Annotated in this window: 19 protein-coding genes; 4 read left to right on the top strand and 15 right to left on the bottom strand. The window is 72.4% G+C overall.

The genetic code is table 11. The features are described 5' to 3' along the window. Window positions 1-71: 71 nt before the first annotated feature. The gene (locus NJ376_RS11990; RefSeq protein WP_252953499.1) at window positions 72-1,025 is read right to left on the bottom strand and encodes an N-carbamoyl-D-amino-acid hydrolase; all 954 of its coding nucleotides are present in this window, start codon (window positions 1,023-1,025) and stop codon (window positions 72-74) included. Window positions 1,026-1,386: 361 nt separating this feature from the next. Between NJ376_RS11990 and NJ376_RS11995 the strand changes: the two genes are divergently transcribed. Further along, entirely contained in the window at window positions 1,387-2,292 is a 906-nt protein-coding gene (locus tag NJ376_RS11995) for a hypothetical protein (protein ID WP_252953500.1), read from the top strand. 577 nt (window positions 2,293-2,869) lie between these two features. On the opposite strand, the gene NJ376_RS12000 is transcribed toward NJ376_RS11995, so the two are convergent. Continuing rightward, the gene (locus tag NJ376_RS12000) at window positions 2,870-3,769 is read right to left on the bottom strand and encodes a LysR family transcriptional regulator (protein WP_252953501.1); all 900 of its coding nucleotides are present in this window, start codon (window positions 3,767-3,769) and stop codon (window positions 2,870-2,872) included. Between the two features lie 254 nt (window positions 3,770-4,023). On the opposite strand from NJ376_RS12000, the gene NJ376_RS12005 reads away from it, so the two are divergent. The 3 genes from NJ376_RS12005 to NJ376_RS12015 all read left to right on the top strand — a co-directional run bounded on the left by NJ376_RS12005 (window position 4,024) and on the right by NJ376_RS12015 (window position 8,243). Beyond that, window positions 4,024-5,562: an MmgE/PrpD family protein gene (locus tag NJ376_RS12005; protein WP_252953502.1), complete on the top strand. Its 1,539-nt coding sequence runs from the start codon at window positions 4,024-4,026 to the stop codon at window positions 5,560-5,562. A 248-nt stretch (window positions 5,563-5,810) separates the two neighbouring features. Next, entirely contained in the window at window positions 5,811-6,950 is a 1,140-nt protein-coding gene (locus NJ376_RS12010; RefSeq protein ID WP_252953503.1) for a bifunctional 2-methylcitrate synthase/citrate synthase, read from the top strand. A 279-nt stretch (window positions 6,951-7,229) separates the two neighbouring features. Next, entirely contained in the window at window positions 7,230-8,243 is a 1,014-nt protein-coding gene (locus NJ376_RS12015) for a hypothetical protein (protein WP_252953504.1), read from the top strand. A gap of 180 nt (window positions 8,244-8,423) precedes the next feature. Here the strand turns inward: NJ376_RS12015 and NJ376_RS12020 are convergent, their stop codons facing one another. The 13 genes from NJ376_RS12020 to NJ376_RS12080 all read right to left on the bottom strand — a co-directional run. Continuing rightward, on the bottom strand, window positions 8,424-8,765 hold the full coding sequence (locus NJ376_RS12020; protein WP_252953505.1) for a hypothetical protein: 342 nt from the start codon (window positions 8,763-8,765) through the stop codon (window positions 8,424-8,426). 129 nt (window positions 8,766-8,894) lie between these two features. Continuing rightward, on the bottom strand, window positions 8,895-9,026 hold the full coding sequence (locus NJ376_RS12025) for a nuclear transport factor 2 family protein (RefSeq protein ID WP_252953506.1): 132 nt from the start codon (window positions 9,024-9,026) through the stop codon (window positions 8,895-8,897). Between the two features lie 24 nt (window positions 9,027-9,050). After that, window positions 9,051-9,686, bottom strand: a complete 636-nt coding sequence (gene otnC / locus NJ376_RS12030; protein WP_252953507.1) for a 3-oxo-tetronate 4-phosphate decarboxylase — start codon at window positions 9,684-9,686, stop codon at window positions 9,051-9,053. After that, window positions 9,683-10,951: a 3-oxo-tetronate kinase gene (otnK, locus tag NJ376_RS12035; RefSeq protein ID WP_252953508.1), complete on the bottom strand. Its 1,269-nt coding sequence runs from the start codon at window positions 10,949-10,951 to the stop codon at window positions 9,683-9,685. The genes otnC and otnK overlap by 4 nt, the downstream gene beginning before the upstream one ends. A 112-nt stretch (window positions 10,952-11,063) precedes the next feature. Continuing rightward, window positions 11,064-11,540 (bottom strand): cupin domain-containing protein, encoded by a 477-nt coding sequence (locus NJ376_RS12040; RefSeq protein ID WP_252953509.1) that lies wholly within the window; start codon window positions 11,538-11,540, stop codon window positions 11,064-11,066. A 14-nt stretch (window positions 11,541-11,554) separates the two neighbouring features. Beyond that, window positions 11,555-11,959 carry a YbaN family protein gene (locus NJ376_RS12045; RefSeq protein WP_252953510.1) on the bottom strand — a complete coding sequence of 135 codons (405 nt, stop codon included), beginning with the start codon at window positions 11,957-11,959 and terminating at the stop codon, window positions 11,555-11,557. A gap of 479 nt (window positions 11,960-12,438) precedes the next feature. Continuing rightward, window positions 12,439-12,615: a hypothetical protein gene (locus NJ376_RS12050; protein WP_252953511.1), complete on the bottom strand. Its 177-nt coding sequence runs from the start codon at window positions 12,613-12,615 to the stop codon at window positions 12,439-12,441. Between the two features lie 55 nt (window positions 12,616-12,670). Beyond that, window positions 12,671-13,570: a class I SAM-dependent methyltransferase gene (locus NJ376_RS12055; RefSeq protein WP_252953512.1), complete on the bottom strand. Its 900-nt coding sequence runs from the start codon at window positions 13,568-13,570 to the stop codon at window positions 12,671-12,673. Beyond that, complete coding sequence (locus NJ376_RS12060; RefSeq protein WP_252953513.1) at window positions 13,567-14,604, bottom strand: glycosyltransferase family 4 protein; 1,038 nt, start codon at window positions 14,602-14,604, stop codon at window positions 13,567-13,569. The genes NJ376_RS12055 and NJ376_RS12060 overlap by 4 nt, the downstream gene beginning before the upstream one ends. Continuing rightward, a complete protein-coding gene (locus NJ376_RS12065; protein WP_252953514.1) occupies window positions 14,601-15,002 on the bottom strand; it encodes a 6-pyruvoyl trahydropterin synthase family protein in 402 nt (133 codons plus the stop codon). Before NJ376_RS12065 ends, NJ376_RS12060 begins: the two co-directional genes overlap by 4 nt. A gap of 16 nt (window positions 15,003-15,018) precedes the next feature. Further along, window positions 15,019-15,990 (bottom strand): zinc-dependent alcohol dehydrogenase, encoded by a 972-nt coding sequence (locus NJ376_RS12070; protein ID WP_252953515.1) that lies wholly within the window; start codon window positions 15,988-15,990, stop codon window positions 15,019-15,021. Then, a complete protein-coding gene (locus NJ376_RS12075; RefSeq protein WP_252953516.1) occupies window positions 15,987-16,769 on the bottom strand; it encodes a RibD family protein in 783 nt (260 codons plus the stop codon). The genes NJ376_RS12070 and NJ376_RS12075 overlap by 4 nt, the downstream gene beginning before the upstream one ends. Window positions 16,770-16,952: 183 nt before the next feature. Then, the coding region (locus NJ376_RS12080; RefSeq protein WP_456309279.1) for a hypothetical protein at window positions 16,953-17,320 on the bottom strand (368 nt) is incomplete at its 5' end.

Below are 17,320 nucleotides of genomic sequence, written 5' to 3' on the forward strand. Positions count from 1 at the left end.
CGGGGGCGGGGCCGGATTCTGGCCCTGTGGTCGGGCGCTGCCGCCGAAGGCAGCGCCCCCATTTCTCGCTCTTAAGGCAGTGGCGGTTCGACGGCGCCGACGCGCTCCACGATCGGCTTGTACCATTGCGGCCGGCGGTGGGCGGCGAAGTTGAACATCTTCTCCTTGCCCTGGCGGCAGGCGTCGAAATCCACATCCGCCAGGATCAGCTCGTCCCCCAGCGTCTGCGCCTGCGCCACCAGCCTGCCGTTCGGATCGACGATGCAGGAGCCACCGATCAGCCCCGCGCCGTCCTCGACGCCGGCCTTGGCCACCGCCACCGCCCAGCAGGCATTCATATAGGCATTGGCCTGCGCCGCCAGGGTGGAGTGGAAGGTGCGGAGCTCCAGATCCTCGGCCTGGCCGCCATTGGGGTCGTAGGCGGCGGAATTGTAGCCCACCATCACCAGCTCCACCCCCTGCAGCCCCAGCACCCGCCAGCCTTCCGGCCAGCGCCGGTCATTGCAGACCAGCATGCCGAGGATGGGCGCGTTCCAGCTCTTCGGCCCCCAGAAGGCGGGGAAGCCGAGATCGCCATATTCGAAGTAGCGCTTCTCGAGCTGCTGGTATTGCTGCTGCGGCCGGAACTCCTTCGAACCTGGCAGGTGGATCTTGCGGTACTTGCCGAGGATGCGGCCATCCGGCCCGACGGTGATGGCGCTGTTGAAGCGCTTGCCTTCCGGCGTCAGCTCGGCATAGCCGATGTAGAAGCCGACGCCGAGCGCCTTCGCCTTCTCGAACAGCGGCTTGGTCTGCGGCCCGGGCATCTCCCGCTCGAAATAGCCGAGCAGCTCGGGGTCGTCCTCGGCCATCCACCAGCGCGGAAAGAAGGTGGTGAAGGCGAGCTCGGGGAAGACCACCAGCTCCGCCCCCTGCTTCGCCGCGCCTTCCAGCAGGGCGATCAGCCGCTCCATCGTGTGGGCGCGGCTGTCGGCGCGCTGGATGGGGCCAAGCTGGGCGCCGGCGAGGCGAAGGGTGCGGGTCATGCGTCGAACTCCGGTCGGATGGCAGCGACCGCGGTCCCTCCGGCCTGCCCGAAGCTGCGGGCAGCGGCCCGGAGGCAGCGCGGGAGGCAGGCTTGCCGAGGCGGCCCACGCCCCCCGCCGGCCCGGCGAGGAGGGCGGGCGGCGGCCCGGCCGGGCGAGGATACCGTTCCGTGACAGCGGCCGGAAGCCGGCGGTGCCAGGGGCTTCGCTGGCCACCGCCAGGACCGGCGGAGTTGCAACGCTTCGTTAACCGGCTTCCCAGAATAAGAGAGGCTTCACCCTCGTCCCGGTTCCGGAGATTGCCATGGCCGCCATCTCATCTCTTGGTCCCAGTGTGACACCGCCTCGTCCCGCAGCTGGCATGGCGCGGCCGGGGGCGGCGACCGGGACGGCGGCACCGGATGGCACGGCGCCGAGGGCGGCCGAGGCATCCGGCAATGGCCGGGCGCAGTTCAGTGCCGGCGCCGGGGCGGCGCTGCTGGCGGCGCAGGGCAGCGTCGCGACCAGGCCCGCCGGTGCGGGCAGCAACACCACGCCGGGCGCGACCAGCCCGCCCGCCGCCCCGCTGCAGCCCCAGGAGGCGCTGCGCCAGGCGCTGACGTCGCACGCCCCCGCGGGCAACCCGGTCACAACGACCCCCGGCGGCCCGAGCCGACCCGGCAATGCCACGGCCAGCAGCCCGGACATGAGCAGCGGCAGCCAGGCCGGCAAACCCGGCAGCATGGGCGGCGCGCAGGGCAGCACCCCCGTCCAGGCGGGCCGCCAGAGCCAGCCCCCGGCGCCGCCGCTACAGCCGCACCAGGCGCTACGCAACGCCAGCGAGCGGCTTGCGGCACTGCACGGCACCAGCACGGAGCCAGCAGGCAGCGCGCGCGACGGCGCCGAGGCCGGCCGCGGCGCCGAGGGCAGCCGCCCGGCGGAGTCCGGCACCGACGCATCCGGCGGGAATGCCACAGCCTCGCCCGCCCAAGCGCTGCGCACCACGATCGACAGGCTGATCGCCTTGAAGAAGGGCGGCGCCCAGGCTCCGGCCGGGCAGGGCGCCGCCCGGCAGGCCACCAGCAGCAGCCCGGCGCCAACCGCCCCGCCCAGCCAGCAGGAGGAAGCCAGCCGGTCGAGCGCGGCAAGGTCGGCGCAAACCGCCTCCGCCAGCGCCGCTGCCCAGGCGCCGGCCCGGACGCAGCAGGAACGCAGCGTCGCGGTCAGCGCCTATGCCGCCCGCAGCGACCGCGCGCCGAGCGCCCCGGCGATGGAACTCGCGGTGTGATCCCGGCGGGCTGAAGTGCTCACTGGCCGGGGCAGGGGCGGCCATCGCAGGCGAGCGGCATCCGCACCCCGGCTGCGGGTCGCCGGTTGCCCTGCCACGGCCGGCGCTGGGTGGAGGCGCGTCCGGGGGCCCCGTGGCGCTGGGCGCAGCATCGGCACGGGACAGGAGCCGAGGCTCCCAAGGCGGCGCTCGGCGAGGGCGCGAGCGTGAAGGCCCGCGGCTATTGGCGGCGCAAAGCGACACCCTGCGGGCCCAGAACCTTCCCGCGATACCGCTGTGCGGCTGGCGGCGCGGCCATTGGGGCAATCCTGCGAAGCCCTCAGCGGTCAGGCCCTGGCAGGTGGGCGCATCGGCGCGCCCATGTGCTACCCGCGAAGTTCGCAGGATCTCCCGTGAACGGAGCGGACGAGCAGCCATTCGAGTCTGAGGCCACCGGACGGAGGACGAAGTCCGCAGGACATCGGGACCGGGCCACTGGAGCAGATCGCGTTCAGATGGACTCATCTGGACGCGTGAAGATGCTCGTAAAACAACGGCCTAAAGCATGCTGCGTGAGCGCAAGCGAACGCAGCATGCCCTAGGCGATGCCGAAGACCTGTCGCGCGACGCCGACCGCGGCCTGCGCGGCATCGCTGGCGCGCTCCGCATTCCACACCAGGGCCACGCCCACCGAGCCAACCGGCCCGGCCAGCGTCCGGAAGGCCACGCCCTGCGGCCGCAGCCGCGCCATGCCGGAACTCACCAGCGCCACGCCGAGCCCGGCCGCGACGAAGGCAAGCTGCGCCATGGCGGAGCCCACCTCGCGCATCGCCACCGGCTCGAACCCCGCCTCGCGGCAGGCGCTCACCTGACGGTCGAAATAGGCCGGGCTGATGGACCGCGGCAGCAGCACCAGCGGCTCCTGCGCCAGCGCTGCCAGCGGCAGCGGGTCATCGCCGGCGGCCAGCGCATGGTCCTCCGGCAGCGCCGCCACCAGCGCATCCTGGCCGAGCGGCAGGACGCTGAGCGGCGGCCGGTCGCGGTCCAGCCGCGCCAGGGCGAAATCCACCTCGCCGCGGCGCAGCGCCTCGACCGCATCGGCCGTGTCCATCTCCTGCACCGTGATGGCGGAGTCGGGCTGCGCGGCGCGGAGCGCGCGGACCAGCGGCGGCAGGTAGTCGAACAGGGCGGAGGTGACGCAGGCCAGCACCATCGGCGCGTGCCGGCCGGCGCGCAGCTCCCGCGCCAGCGCCTCCACCTGCTTCGCATCCTCGGCCAGGCGGCGGAGGATGGGCAGCAGCGCCTCGCCCTCCCGCGTCGGCCGCGCTCCCTTTCTCGTGCGTTCCAGCAGCCGCACGCCGAGCTCGGCCTCAAGCGCCTGGATCTGCGCCGTCAGCGGCGGCTGGCTGAGGCCGAGCCTGGCGGCGGCGCGGCCGAAATGCCCTTCCTCGGCGACCGCAAGGAAATGGCCCATGCGGCGGAGGATGCGGAAATCCATGCGATGCGCCTCCCTGCAGGCCGAGTCCGGGGACCCAGACTAGCCCCGTATCGGCCCGGCCGCCTTAAGCTGATGTGGGGTCCGTCCTGCGCCGATCGGCAGGCGCGGCCGTCCTCTGCCCTGCCGGCATTCCGCTCCGGCAAAGGCGACGATCCGAAAAAACGATCAAAGCCGCGGCTCAATCGGAATGGACGAATGCGCCAAGGCGGGGGAGAAGTGCAGCCCATCTCATCCACAGGGGAGAACGCCGGCCCATGCAGCTCCATCCCGTCAAGCTCTACCCGTCCAAGGCCCTGCTGAAGCGGGAGGACCAGCTTGCCTGGAAGATCGCGGGCGTCGCCGCCGACAAGGTCGCCGTCCAGAAGGACGTGCAGGAGATGATCATCAACCGGATCATCGACAACGCCTCGGTCGCCATCGCCGCCATCAACCGCCGCCCCGTCGTCTCCGCCCGCGCCATGGCGCTCGGCCATCCGCGCAAGGGCGGCGCCACCATCTTCGGCATGCCCGCGGGCAAGACCTTCTCCCCGGAATGGGCGGCCTGGGCGAACGGCACGGCGGTGCGCGAGCTCGACATGCACGACACCTTCCTGGCCGCCGACTACTCCCACCCCGGCGACAACATCCCGCCGATCCTCGCCGTGGCGCAGACCATGGAGAAGTCGGGCAAGGACCTGATCCGCGGCCTCGCCACCGGCTACGAGATCCAGATCGACCTCGTCCGCGCCATCTGCCTGCATGAGCACAAGGTGGACCACATCGCCCATCTCTGCCCCTCGGCGGCGGCCGGCATCGGCACCCTGCTCGGCCTGAAGCAGGAGGTGATCTACCAGGCGGTGCAGCAGGCGTTGCACGTCTCCATCAGCTTCCGCCAGAGCCGGAAGGGCGAGATCTCCTCCTGGAAGGCCTATGCCCCGGCCCATGCCGGCAAGCTGGCCGTCGAGGCCGCCGACCGCGCGATGCGCGGGGAGGGGGCGCCGAGCCCGATCTACGAAGGCGAGGACAGCGTCATCGGCTGGGTGCTCTCCGGCCGGACCAAGGCGGACAAGGACGGCCGCGCCGCGGCCTATGAGCCGGTCTATTACGAGGTGCCGCTGCCGGCGCCGGGCGAGCCGAAGCGCGCGATCCTCGACAGCTACACCAAGGAGCACTCGGCCGAGTACCAGTCCCAGGCGCTGATCGACCTGGCCTTCCGGATGCGGGAGCAGATCAGCGACTTCGAGGCGATCGAGAAGATCGTCATCCACACCAGCCATCATACCCACTATGTGATCGGCACCGGGGCGAACGATCCGCAGAAGATGGACCCGAAGGCGAGCCGCGAGACGCTCGACCATTCCATCATGTACATCTTTGCCGTCGCCCTGCAGGACGGGCGCTGGCACCATGTGGACAGCTACGCGCCAAAGCGGGCCGGGCGGGCGGACACCGTGCGGCTCTGGCACAAGATCGAGACCACCGAGGATCCGGAGTGGACCCGGAAGTACCATTCGCGCGACCCGAACGAGCTTTCCTTCGGCGGCCGGGTCGAGATCTTCTTCAAGGACGGCACGAAGCTGGTGGACGAGCTCGGCGTGGCGAACGCGCACCCGAACGGCGCCAAGCCCTTCGGCCGGGCGGACTACATCAACAAGTTCCGCATCCTGACGGATGGTATCATCTCCGCCCGCGAGGCGAACCGCTTCCTGGAGGTGGTGCAGGACCTGCCGCGGCTGAAGGCCGGGGAGCTGGGCGAGCTGACGGTCGCCCTGCCGCGGGGCGAACTGCTGGACGGCAAGCCCGGCATCTTCTGAGCGCCATCGCCTTGGCGCCCCGCTGCAAGCGGCGGGGCGCCCACCGGCCACGGGGCTCGCGGCCCCGGGCCCAACCAAGAAGAATGCCCAGTCCAAACTGACGCCGCCTCCGCCGCCCGCGGGCCTGCCGCGGGTGGCTGTGCGAAGCCCGGGGCGCCACCACATCCGCGTGGCGCCCTGAAGCGCCTGACCCGGGCCATGGCGGGATGGCGGCGCCGCATCGCCCGAAGACCGAGAGGAGCGAACGCATGAGCGAGTCCACCGAGAAGCCGACCATCTACAAGGGCCTGGTTGGCGTCTATGCCGATGTCTCCAGCATCTCCAAGGTGATGCCGGAGACCAACAGCCTCACCTATCGCGGCTATGCCGTGCAGGACCTGGCCGAGAACTGCTCCTTCGAGGAAGTCGCCTACCTGCTCTGGGAAGGGGAGCTGCCCAACCAGCAGCAGCTCGAGGCCTTCAAGGCGGAGACGGCGGCGGAGCGGGAGATCAGCCCGGCGCTGCACCGGGTGATCAAGGAATTCCCCGCCGACGCCCATCCGATGGACACGATCCGCACCGCCGTCTCCTTCATGGGGCTCGAGGATCCCGAGACCGGCGACATCTCGGACGCGGCGCAGCGGCGGAAGGCCAAGCGGCTGTTCGCCAAGATCCCGACCGCGATCGGCGCCGCCTACCGCGCCTCCAAGGGGCTGGAGCCGCTGGCGCCCAACCCGAAGCACAGCTTCGCCGAGAACGTCTTCCACCTCGTCCAGGGGCGGGTGCCGGAGCCGGAGGTGCTGAAGGCCTTCGACGTCTCCATGATCCTCTACGCGGAGCACACCTTCAACGCCTCCACCTATACCGCCCGGCTGGTCACCTCCACCCAGGCGGACATGCATGGCGCCATCACCGCCGGCATCGCCGCCCTGAAGGGCCCGCTGCATGGCGGCGCCAATGAGGCGGTGATGCACATGCTGAAGGAGATCGGCGACCCGGCGAAGGCGAAGGACTGGCTGCACGGAAGGTTCGACCACAAGGCGCTGGTCATGGGCTTCGGCCACCGGGTCTACAAATCCGGCGACAGCCGGGTGCCGACGATGACCAAGTACGCAGAGAAGATGGCGGAGGTGGTGCAGGACCGGACCTGGATGGAGATCAGCCGGATCCTCGCCGCCGAGATGCTCGAGAAGAAGAACATCCACCCGAACCTCGATTTCCCGGCCGGCCCCGCCTACCACCTGATGGGGTTCGAGATCCCGCTCTTCACCCCGCTCTTCGTCGCCTCCCGCATCACCGGCTGGTCGGCGCATGTGCTGGAGCAGGGCGAGGACAACCGGCTCATCCGCCCGCTCTCCTGGTACACCGGGCCGGAGCAGCGCCCGGTGCCGCCGATGGCGTCGCGCTGAGGGCGCGGCGCCCCGGGCGCCGGCCGCCAGGGGCGCCGCGACGCAAGGTGCAAAGCCTTCCCTGAGGCAAGAAGACGGCCGCCGGCATCGCCGGCGGCCGTTGCCGTTTCCGTCATGCGCCGGCCTTGGCGGCATGGCGATGCGGTGCGGCGCGACGCACGCGCATGAGATGATGGGTGGCGCGATGCGCGGCGCGACATCGGCCGCAATGCGTCGCGCGAAAAATGCGCGCGTCTTCGCGCGGTTTCTGTTGACACGAAGGATGCGTGTGAAGATAGCGTGATTCGCGCGCACGGCGATGCACACGATTCGACGCGATGGAATTCGCTGCCCGTCGCCTCGCTCAACGTCAACGGCGTGCCGCAGCAGGGAAGGACGGTCCATGGACCGCGGACAGGATGGGATGACGGCAGGCTCTCACGCCGCGCATCCCGCAGCGCTGCGAGGTGCGCGCGGCGCGCTTCGCAGCCAGGGCGAGACCGCCAGGACGGCGTCGCGGCAAACCGCGCACGGCAGGGCGGTGGCGCGGCCTGCGCGCGGGCTCAGGACAGCGACCGAGACGGCACGCCGCGCCACGGGATCCGCGCGCTGCCCGCTCCGCACGACCGCCCCCGCTGTCACCACGGCCTGGCCTGCCGGCTTCCCGCGGAAGCCGGCGCATGGCGCGGCCCGACCAACACCGGAACGCTGAAGGAGATCCTGACTGTGACCGATACCCCCGAGACGCCGACGGCCCGCGCCCAGGCGATGGCCGTCTCCACCACCCGCCGCACCGCGAAGAAGCCGGCGACGGCACGCGGCCGCGTCGCCGCGAAGAAGCCGGCGGCGCGCAAGCCGGCGGCGAAGAAGGCCGCCCCCGCGAAGAAGGCCACCACCGCGCGCAAGCCGGCGGCGAAGAAGGCGGCGCCGAAGAAGGCTGCCACCGCCCGCAAGCCGGCGGCGAAGAAGGCCGCCCCCGCGAAGAAGGCCACCACCGCGCGCAAGCCGGCGGCGAAGAAGGCCGCCCCCGCGAAGAAGGCCACCACCGCGCGCAAGCCGGCGGCGAAGAAGGCCAGCACGGCTCGCAAGCCGGCGGCCCGCAAGGTGGCCGCGCCGAGGAAGGCCGCTGCCGCGAAGAAGCCGGCTCGCGCCGCCGCGCCGCGGAAGGCCGCCGCGGTGAAGGCGACCAACCCCTCGCGCTCCGAGGCCGCGAAGAAGGCCGCCGCCACCCGCGCCGCGAAGAAGGCCGCCGCCGCCGCCGCCGTCGAGGCACCGGCATCCAACCCGGCCGAGGGCGAGACCCCCGCGGCCTGACATCGCCATCGATCCCGGCGAGAGGGCGCCGTCCCGCGAGGGGCGGCGCCCTTTTCGCGACCGCATCCGGTGAATGTCCCGGCAGGCGGCATCGCGGGGCCGGATACCGCCGCGGACGCGCGGTATCCGGAGCAGCTCATCTCCGGTCCGATGGAGCGGTCCCGCGGGTCGAAGGCCGCGCTACTGCGCCGGCCCGCCCGCCAGCCAGCGCGCACCGCGCGCGTAGAGCGCCTCCACCTCCCGCCCTTGCAGCCCGGGCATGTCCGGCTTCACCGCATAGCCGATCCGGGTCTGCAGATAGGCGAGGTGGCGGTAGCCGGCGGGGAAGCGCGCCAGCAGCGCGGCGTCGAGCTCCCGCCGCGCGGCCGGGTCCACCGGGTCCATCCGGTCCTTCTCGTAGATCGGCTGGCGCAGCACCATGCCCCAGCGTCCCTCCCGCTTCTCCAGGAAGTCGTAGAAGCGGCCGGTGCAGACGGCATCCACCTCCACCCCCTCCACCAGGGCGCGCTGGCTGATGGTCATCTTGGTCTGGGCGATGGCGCGGTGGCCGGCGAGGTCGGCGCTGTGGCCGCCGAGGAAATGCAGGATGGAGACGCCCTTCTCCCAGCCCGCGCGGCTGGCGGCGATGAACTCCCGCCAGGGCGCCTGGCACTAGGTGGCCATCATCACGCCCTCCTCGTGCCAGCAGGTGGCGAAGCGGTTCCAGTCGCCGGCATCCCGCCACACCGCCCAATTCTCCACCAGCGCCCGGATGGCGATCCGGTCGAGCAGCGCGTCCTCCATGCTCCTCCCCTTCTTCTTCTGCGCTCAGCCGAAGGTGGTCAGCAGCTCCTCGATCTGCGCCGGGGTCAGCGTGCGGGCCGGCAGGCCGCGCAGCATCAGGGCAAGGCGCGCCGCCTCCTCCAGCTCCTCCGCGGCATAGACGGCGTCGTCCAGGCTCTTGCCGCTGACCACGGGGCCGTGATTGGCCAGCAGCACGGCGCGGGCCTGGGCGGCGGCGGCGGCGATGGCGGGCTCCATCGCCGGATCGCCGGGGCGGTAATAGGGCACCACCGGCAAGGCGCGGCCGATGCGCATGACGAAATAGGGCGTCAGCGGCGGGATCGGCGCCGCTTCCCCGGGCGCGGCGAGACAGGCGATGGCCGTCGCATGGGTGGAGTGGAGATGCACCACCGCGCCCGCCTCCGGCCGCGTCTCCAGGAAGGCGCGGTGCATGAACACCTCCTTCGAGGGCTTGTCGCCGCCGACATGGCGGTACTCGCGGTCCAGCTTGCTGATCCGCGCCGGGTCCAGCCTTCCGAGGCAGGAATTGGTCGGCGTGATGAGGAATCCGTCCTCCAGCCGCACGCTGATGTTCCCGGCCGAGCCGACCGAGAAGCCGCGGCCGAAGAGCAGCCGCCCATGCTCGGCGATGGCCTCGCGCAGCCTTGCCTCCTCGCTCATGCGGCGCTCTCCGGCATCTCGAAGGCCTTCAGGAAGAAGTCGCGGGCGCCGAAATTGCCGCTCTTCAGCGCCAGGTGCAGCCCGACGGGCTCGGCATAGGTCCAGGGCACGCCGGGGTCGATCTCCGGGCCGATGCGCAGCGCGCGGACGCCGAGGCGGGAGACGACGGCGCCCGAAGTCTCGCCGCCCGCCACCACCAGCCGCGTCACGCCGCGTGCCACCAGCCCTTCGGCGATGGTCGAGAGGGCGTACTCCACCAGCGCGCCCGCGGCGTCGCGGCCGAGCCGCGCCTGCAGCGCCGCCACGCGCTCCGGCGAGGCGCTGGCGGCGATGACGATGGGGTGGTCGCCGAGCTTGCCCTCCGCCCAGGCGAAGGCCTGGGCTGCCAGCGCCGCGGCATCCGGCGTGGCGAGCACGTCCAGCTCCAGCGTCGGCGCATGGTCCCGCGCGAAGCCGATCTGCCCCAGCGTGGCGCGGGAGCAGGAGCCGGCCAGCACCGCCGCGGCACCGCGCATCGGCGGCAGCGCGCTGGCCGCCGCGCCGCGCTCCGGCAGCTTCCCCTTGGCGCGGAAATTCGCCGGCAGCCCCATGGCGACGCCGGAGCCGCCGGTGATCAGCGCATGCTCCGCCGCCGCCTCGCCGATCGCGATCAGGTGTGCGTCGGTGACGGCATCGACGATGGCGTAGCGCCGGCCGCTTTCCTTCAGCACGGTCATGGCGCGGCGGATGGCGGCGGCGCCCTGTTCCACGGTGGCGAAGGGGACGAGGCCGACCGCGCCATCCGTCTGCCGCCCCAGCACGCGCACCAGGTTGGCGTCCTTCATCGGCGTCAGCGGGTGGTTCTCCATCCCGCTCTCGTTCAGCAGCGCCTGGCCGACGAAGAGATGGCCCTGGTAGACGGTGCGGCCATTGGTCGGGAAGGCGGGGTTGGCCAGGGCGAAGCCGCAGCCCAGGCGCTTCACCAGCGCATCCGCCACCGGACCGATATTGCCGGTCTCCGTGCTGTCGAAGGTGGAGCAGTATTTGAAGAAGATCTGCTGCGCGCCGGCGGTGAGCAGCGCCTCGCAGGCGGCGAGGCTGTCCGCCACCGCCTCCCGCACCGGGGCGGTGCGGGATTTCAGGGCGACGATGACGGCATCCGCTTCCGGCAGGGGGCCGGTGGGGGCGCCGATGACCTGCACGGCGGACATGCCGCCCTTGACCAGGGTGTTCGCCAGGTCGGTGGCGCCGGTGAAGTCGTCGGCGATGCAGCCGAGCAGGGGCATGGGAGGGTCTTCCGCGAGAAGGAGGGCCAGGTGCCAGGATATGGCCCGGGTCTCGGGCGATGCTATGGCCTCCGCCGGCGCAGGGGAACGGCGATGAGGGGCGGTGCCGGGCTCAGAGCGGCGTGCCGTCCTTCCGGGCGTAGCGCCACTTGCCGTCCGGGCCGAGCACCGCGGTCAGGTCGTCATCCGGATAGACCACGCTGTCGCCCGGGGAGCGGTCGCCGATCTCGAGGTAGAGCACATCCTCGCCGCCGCGGTTCTCCAGCCGGTGGGCATCGCCGGTGCCGGCCTTGAAGCCGGCGCACATGCCGGGCAAGAGCGGCGTCTCCCCGGCATCGGTCAGCAGCACCGGATGGCCCTCCAGGATGTAGACGAACTCATCCTGCGCCCCATGGGCGTGGCGAAGGGAGGAGGCGGCGCCGGGCGGCAGACGGGTGAGGTTCACCCCGAAATTGGTCAGGCCAAAGCGGTCGCCCAGCACCCGCTTCTCCCGCCCGCCGATCTTCGCCGCGAGGTCGGGCGGGTAGCCGGTCTGCCGGGCGCGGGGCGGCACCTCCAGGGCGTGCAGCGCGACGGGGCGGTCCTCCATGGGGCGTCTCTCCTTCAGGACGGGCCGGATGGCCGCGTGCCGATATAGATCCCGACCGCCAGCATGCAGGCGCCGGCGATGCCCGAGGCGAGCCAGCTCCGGAGCGCCAGGGTCATCACGATCCAGCTCACCGCCATGACGGAGAGCGCGGCGCGCTTGGCGCGCAGGCTGATCGCGCCATGCGCCCGCCAGGCGCGCAGCCCCGGCCCGAAGCGCGGATGATTCAGCAGCTTTGCCTGCAGGGTGGGGGAGGCGCGGCCGAAGGCCCAGGCGGCGATGAGGAGGAAGATGGTGGTCGGCATCACCGGCAGCACGGCGCCGATCACCGCCAGCGCCAGGCACAGATAGCCCAGGGCCAGCAGCGCCAGGCGCTGCGGCCGGGGGAGAGTGGTGGTCTCTGTCTCGTCGCGGCGGGCCATGCCGCCAGAGCCTACAATGCCGGCCGCGCCCTGCCAGCCCGCGGCTGAGTCTAGAGCGTTTTCGGGTCACATGCGTTCACCGAAAGCGCTCTAGGCCCTTATTTGCAGAGCGGATTCACGCCTTCGGGCGATGCCGTCCTACTACGATCTGCTCTAGCCTTTGGTTGCAGAACAGATTCATGCCTTCGGACGATGCCGCCCTACGGCGATCCGTTCTAGCAGGCGGGCGCACGGATCATGGCCGGTCCCGGTTCGGCATAGGTTGCAGCTTCGGCGCTCTGCGCGTCGGCGTTCGCGCTGGGGGTTCGGCGCGATGCGCAGCTCAGGCCGTTCCGCGCCCCGGCAGCCGACACCGGCAGTTCAGTATGCGCTGCGCATCCAAGCGTTACGCGCTCCGGCGGTCCTGTGCCGGCGGCTCAGCCCGCGGGTCGCGCCTCGTCCATCCTGCCCGCTGGCGCTCCCACGCAAGGCTTGCGGCCTCAGCCGCCGGCGACGCCCTCGATCACGAGGCCGGTACCGTTGCAGGTCTCGCAGGGCACGCCGCCCAGCTCGCCCTTGCCCTGGCAATCCGGGCAAAGGGCCTCCCCGGTGCCGGGGGTGCCGGGTGGGGCGACATCGCCCGGGTTCAGCCTCTCGCGCTCATCCTCCTGCGCCATGGCTCTCCACTCCCTCACTGCCGGCGGCAACGTACGGCGAGGGGTGGGGTTCGGCTCAGCGGCCGGGCGGGATGGCGAGGAGGTCGCGATGGCCGATGCGCAGGCCGAGCCGCCGCATGGCGATCTGGTTGAGCCGGGCATCGGTCCAGTCGCCGATGGCGCCGCCGCCGCGCCGGTCCTGCCGCCGCGCCGCCTGGGCATGGCCCAGCACCAGCTCGGTCAGGAAGGCATGGGTCCGCATGCCGGGCGCTGCCATGGGAAGCGGCCCGCGCTGCCGCACCCGCCAGTCGCTGGCGCCACGCAGCACGGAGAAGCCATGCGCGGCGAAGGCGGCGGCGATGGCGGCAGGGGCCAGGGGGCCGAGGGCGGGGCCACCGAAGCCCTTGTCGCGTCGCTGGTCGCGGCGGAAGGCGGTCAGCACCGCGGCATCGGCAGGGTGCGGCGGCGCGAAGGCCGCCCGCCCATTGACGCAGAGCGCCGCGTAGAAGGGCAGGCGCAGGGAGGCCGCCATCCGCTCCACCCAGGCGGCGGAGACGAGGTCGCAGAGCGCCGAGCTCAACACCGCGTCATGGCTGGCAAGCGGCAGGATCTCCGGCGCCTCGGCCAAGTCGGCGGCGAGCGCCTCCACCCGCCAGGCGCCGCCCGGTGCGTGCACCAGCATGGCCTTGCGGTTGGGGAATGTGACCTTCAACCCCACCTGCTCCGCTCGGTCGGCGATGGTGTCGAAGGCGGCCTCCAGCATCGCCTTGTCCCGGTCCACCAGCGTCCAGGCCTGGGCGCGGCCGATGCGCGGCGCCAGCCAGCGGAACAGGCTGCCCGTGCCGGCGCCGAGATCCAGCAGCCGTGGCCGTGCGGGCAACAGGGCCAGCAGCCGCGCCGCCACCGCCTCGGACCGCGCCAGCGCGTCCTGCGGCTCCCGCAGATCCAGCCAGTCCAGGTCGAAGCCCTCGCTCATGCCCGCTGGAGCTCGGCGAGGAAGGCGGCCGCGCCGTCGCTCCAGCGGGGCAGGCGCTGGCCGGTCTGCCAGGCGGCCTCAGCCATCTCTGCCCGCAGCGCATGATCGAACAGGCAGCGCCGCAGCGCCTTGGTGTAGGAGACGAGGTCGCCGGGCGGGGAGACCACCCCGGCCTCGATCGGCACAATATCGGCGATGGCGCCACCGGCGGTGATGGCGACGGGCAGGCCGCGCGCCATCGCCTCGGCCGCGGCCATGCCATAGCCTTCCCAATAGGTCGCCAGGGCGAAGAGATCGGCGCCGGCATAGAGGGCTTCCAGCGCCTCCTGGCCCACCTCCCCGGCGAAGGTCACGCGCTGGGCGATGCCGAGTTCCTCGGCCAGGGCGCGCAGCCCGTTCGCATGCACCCGATCCCGCACGGCGCCGACGATGGTGAGGCGCCAGTCGAGATCGGGCAGCCGGGCGAGGGCCTGCAGCAGCAAATCATGCCCCTTGCGCGGGGTGAGGGCGCCGACCGAGAGGATGGCAACGCCCGGACCGCCCGAGCCGCGGGCGCGCGGCGCCGGGTCGGTGCCCGGCTCCACCACGCCGATCCGCGCCGGGTCCACGGCGAAATCGGCGGCGAGGCGCTGGGCGGTGAGGGGGGAGGTGGCGACCAGCCGGGCAAGGCGCGGGAGGAGCGCCGCCTCCATCTCCCGCAGCGCCGCGCGATCGGCCTGCGGCGCGCCATGCTCCAGCGCCGTCGGATGATGGATCAGCGCCACGGCGCGGCGGGCGGCGAGACGCTCGGCCAACGGCGCGAAGGCGGGCAGGCCGAGGCCGTCGATGACGATCCGGGTGCCCTCCGGCAGCGTCTCCAGCGCGGTGCGTGCGGCATCGGTGGCCGCCGCATCGGGCAGCGGGTGGCGGCCGGCGAGCTCCACCACCTGAACCTCCTGCCCCAGCGCTCGCAGCCCCTCCACCATCCGCCGGTCATAGATGTAGCCACCGGAGACCAGGTCGAAGGGTCCCGGCACCAGCAGGGCGACGCTCATGCCACCGGCGCCTCATAGGCGGCCCAGGCATTCGGGCTTTCGCGCAGCAGCACCTTCAGCGCGGTGACGTTGCCGCTCTGCGGGCCGAGCCGGCCCTCCTTCAGGGCGGCGCAGAGCTGACCGTGGATGTGGTGGCAGAGATATTCCGTCGTGGTGTTCAGCCCGGCGAAGACCGGCTCCGCATCCAGGTTGCGGTAGTCGATCGGGTCCAGCGCCCGGCGCAGCTCCTGCTTCGCCAGGCCGATATCGACGAGGAGGTGCAGCGCATCCAACTGCGGCGCGCGGAACTCCGCCTCCACCGCGAAGGTGGCGCCGTGCAGCCGCTGCGCCGGGCCGAATTCGGCGCCGCGGAAGCTGTGGGCGATCATGATGTGGTCGCAGACGGTCAGGCTGAACATGCGGACGCACTCTTATCTATGTGTAGGTGACGAGCGGACAGGGGGCGCCGCCGCCCGCCAGCAGGGCCGGCAGCGCGTCCGGCAGCGCGGCGAAGCGCGTCGGCGGGGCGAGTAGCGCATCGAGGCGGGGATCGTCGAGCAGCGCCAGTGCCAGCGCCAGCCGCTCCGCGTGGCTGCGGCGGCCGCGCATGGCGGGGGCGACGGCGCCGACCTGGGTGGAGAGCAGGGCGAGGCGCTTTGCGTGGAACGCCTCGCCGAGCGGCAGCGCCACGGTGCGGTCGCCATGCCAGCTCGCTTCGAGGATGCGGGCCTCGAAGCCGGCGCGGCCGAGGGCAAGGCGCAGCCCGGCTTCGCTGGCGCTGGCATGGAGGATGAGTTCCTGCTCGCCGGGCACGGACTCCGGCGGCAGGTAACGGGCGCCAAGCGCCTCGATGAGCGGCGCGCGGCTGGGGTCGAGATCGGTGACGATGAGCTCGAGGCCGGGGATGCGGGCGAGCAGCGCGGCAGCGAGCAGCCCGACCACGCCGGCGCCGATGACCAGTGCCCGCTCCCCCGGCAGGGGCCGCGCATCCCAGAGGATGTTCAGCGCCGTCTCCATATTGGCCGCCAGCACCGCGCGGTGATCCGGCACGGCATCCGGTACGGGGATGCACATGGCGGCGGGGGCGAGGAAGCGATCCTGGTGCGGGTGCAGGCAGAAGATGCGGCGGCCGCGCAGCGCCGGCGGGCCGTCCTCCACCACTCCCACTGCGGCGTAGCCGTATTTCACCGGAAAGGGGAACTCACCCGCCATCAGCGGGGCGCGCATGGCGGCCCATTGGCTTTGCGGCACGCGCCCCTGGCTGACGAGCCGTTCCGTGCCGCGGGACACGCCGCTGGCGAGGCTGCGCACCAGGGCCTGGTCCGGGGCGCGCGGGGGCAGGGTTTCGGCGCGCAGCTCCGCCCGGCCCGGGGCGGTGTACCAGAGGGCGGTGGCGCGGCGGCTCACCGGCAGATCTCCGGCCGGGCGCGGTGCAGCGGGATATCGAACAGCACGTCGCCCTCCAGCGGATGCACCACCCAGGTGAAGCGCAGCCCATCGGCGATGCGGGCGGCCTCCGGCAGGGTGAAGGCGGGGATGCCGGAGCCGAGCAGGACCGGGGCCACCGTCACATGCAGCCGGTCCAGGCAGCCGGCGGCAAGGAAGCGGGAGACAGTGACGCCGCCGCCCTCGACGAAAAGGCGGGTCAGGCCGCGCGCCGCCAGCGTCGCGAGGATGGCGGGGATGGTGAGGCCGCCTTCCGGGCCGCGCGGCAGGCGGATCACCTCCGCCTGGCCGCAGCGTTCCGGGCCGGCGGCGTCCTCGGCGGTGAGGAGGAGGGTCGGCGGGCCCTCGCGGAACACGCCGTAATCCGGGCCGAGGCGGCGATTGGTATCGAGGATCACGCGCACCGGGTGTGGCCCGGGGCAGAGCCGGGTGGTGAGGCGGGGATCATCCTGCCGCACCGTCCCGGCACCGACCAGCACGGCATGGCAGAGGGCGCGGAGCCGGTGGGTGTGCAGCAGGTCGCCGCGGCCGCCGATCCATTGCGAGGAGCCGGTGACGGTGGCGATGCGGCCATCCAGCGTCTGGGCCAGGCGGCCGATGACGCGGCAGCCATCTAGGGCCTCAGCCGGGGCCAGCACCGGGCCGAACAGAGCGGCAAGCGGCCCGGGCGGCAGAGCGCCGGGCGCGTCGCGCCGGGCAAGCAATTCGGACCATGCATCGGGGGCGCCGGGTGGAGACATGCGGCCCCGACCATGCCGGAAGCCCGGGCGCGGGGGGAGAGGCATTCCGCTTCGGCGGGGCGCCTGGCCTGCCGAGGCGTAGGATCGTGCAGAACGGGAAACCGCCAGGCAGGGAGGCGCCCGGCGGGATCGGTATCTGGCGCCTGATCGGGTGACCCGGCGCGAGGAGGCAGCGCGCCCGCCTCAGAGGAAGAGGGCGTTGATCTGCGGATTTGTCATGGCACCGATCTGGGTGGAGGTGAAGGCGCTGGTCTGGGTGTCGCTCATGGCGACGATGTCTGTCGTCTCCAATGCCTGGACCTGAGTGGTGGTGAGCGCACCGATCTGGGTGGAGGTCAGGCCCGCCATCTGGGCCGTGGTGAAGGCGGCGATCTCGGTGGTGGTGAGGGCCACGAGCTGAGTGGTGGGGAGCGCCGCGATCTGGGAGGTGGTGAGCGCGGCGGTCTGGGTGGCGGTCAGCGCGCCGAGCTGGGTGGTGGTGAGCGCCGCGATCTGGGAGGTGGTGAGCGCGGCGAACTGGGTGGAAGCCAGCGCGGCGAGGTCGGTGGTCT

The organism is Siccirubricoccus soli (genome assembly GCF_024178315.1).
GTDB lineage: Bacteria > Pseudomonadota > Alphaproteobacteria > Acetobacterales > Acetobacteraceae > Siccirubricoccus > Siccirubricoccus soli.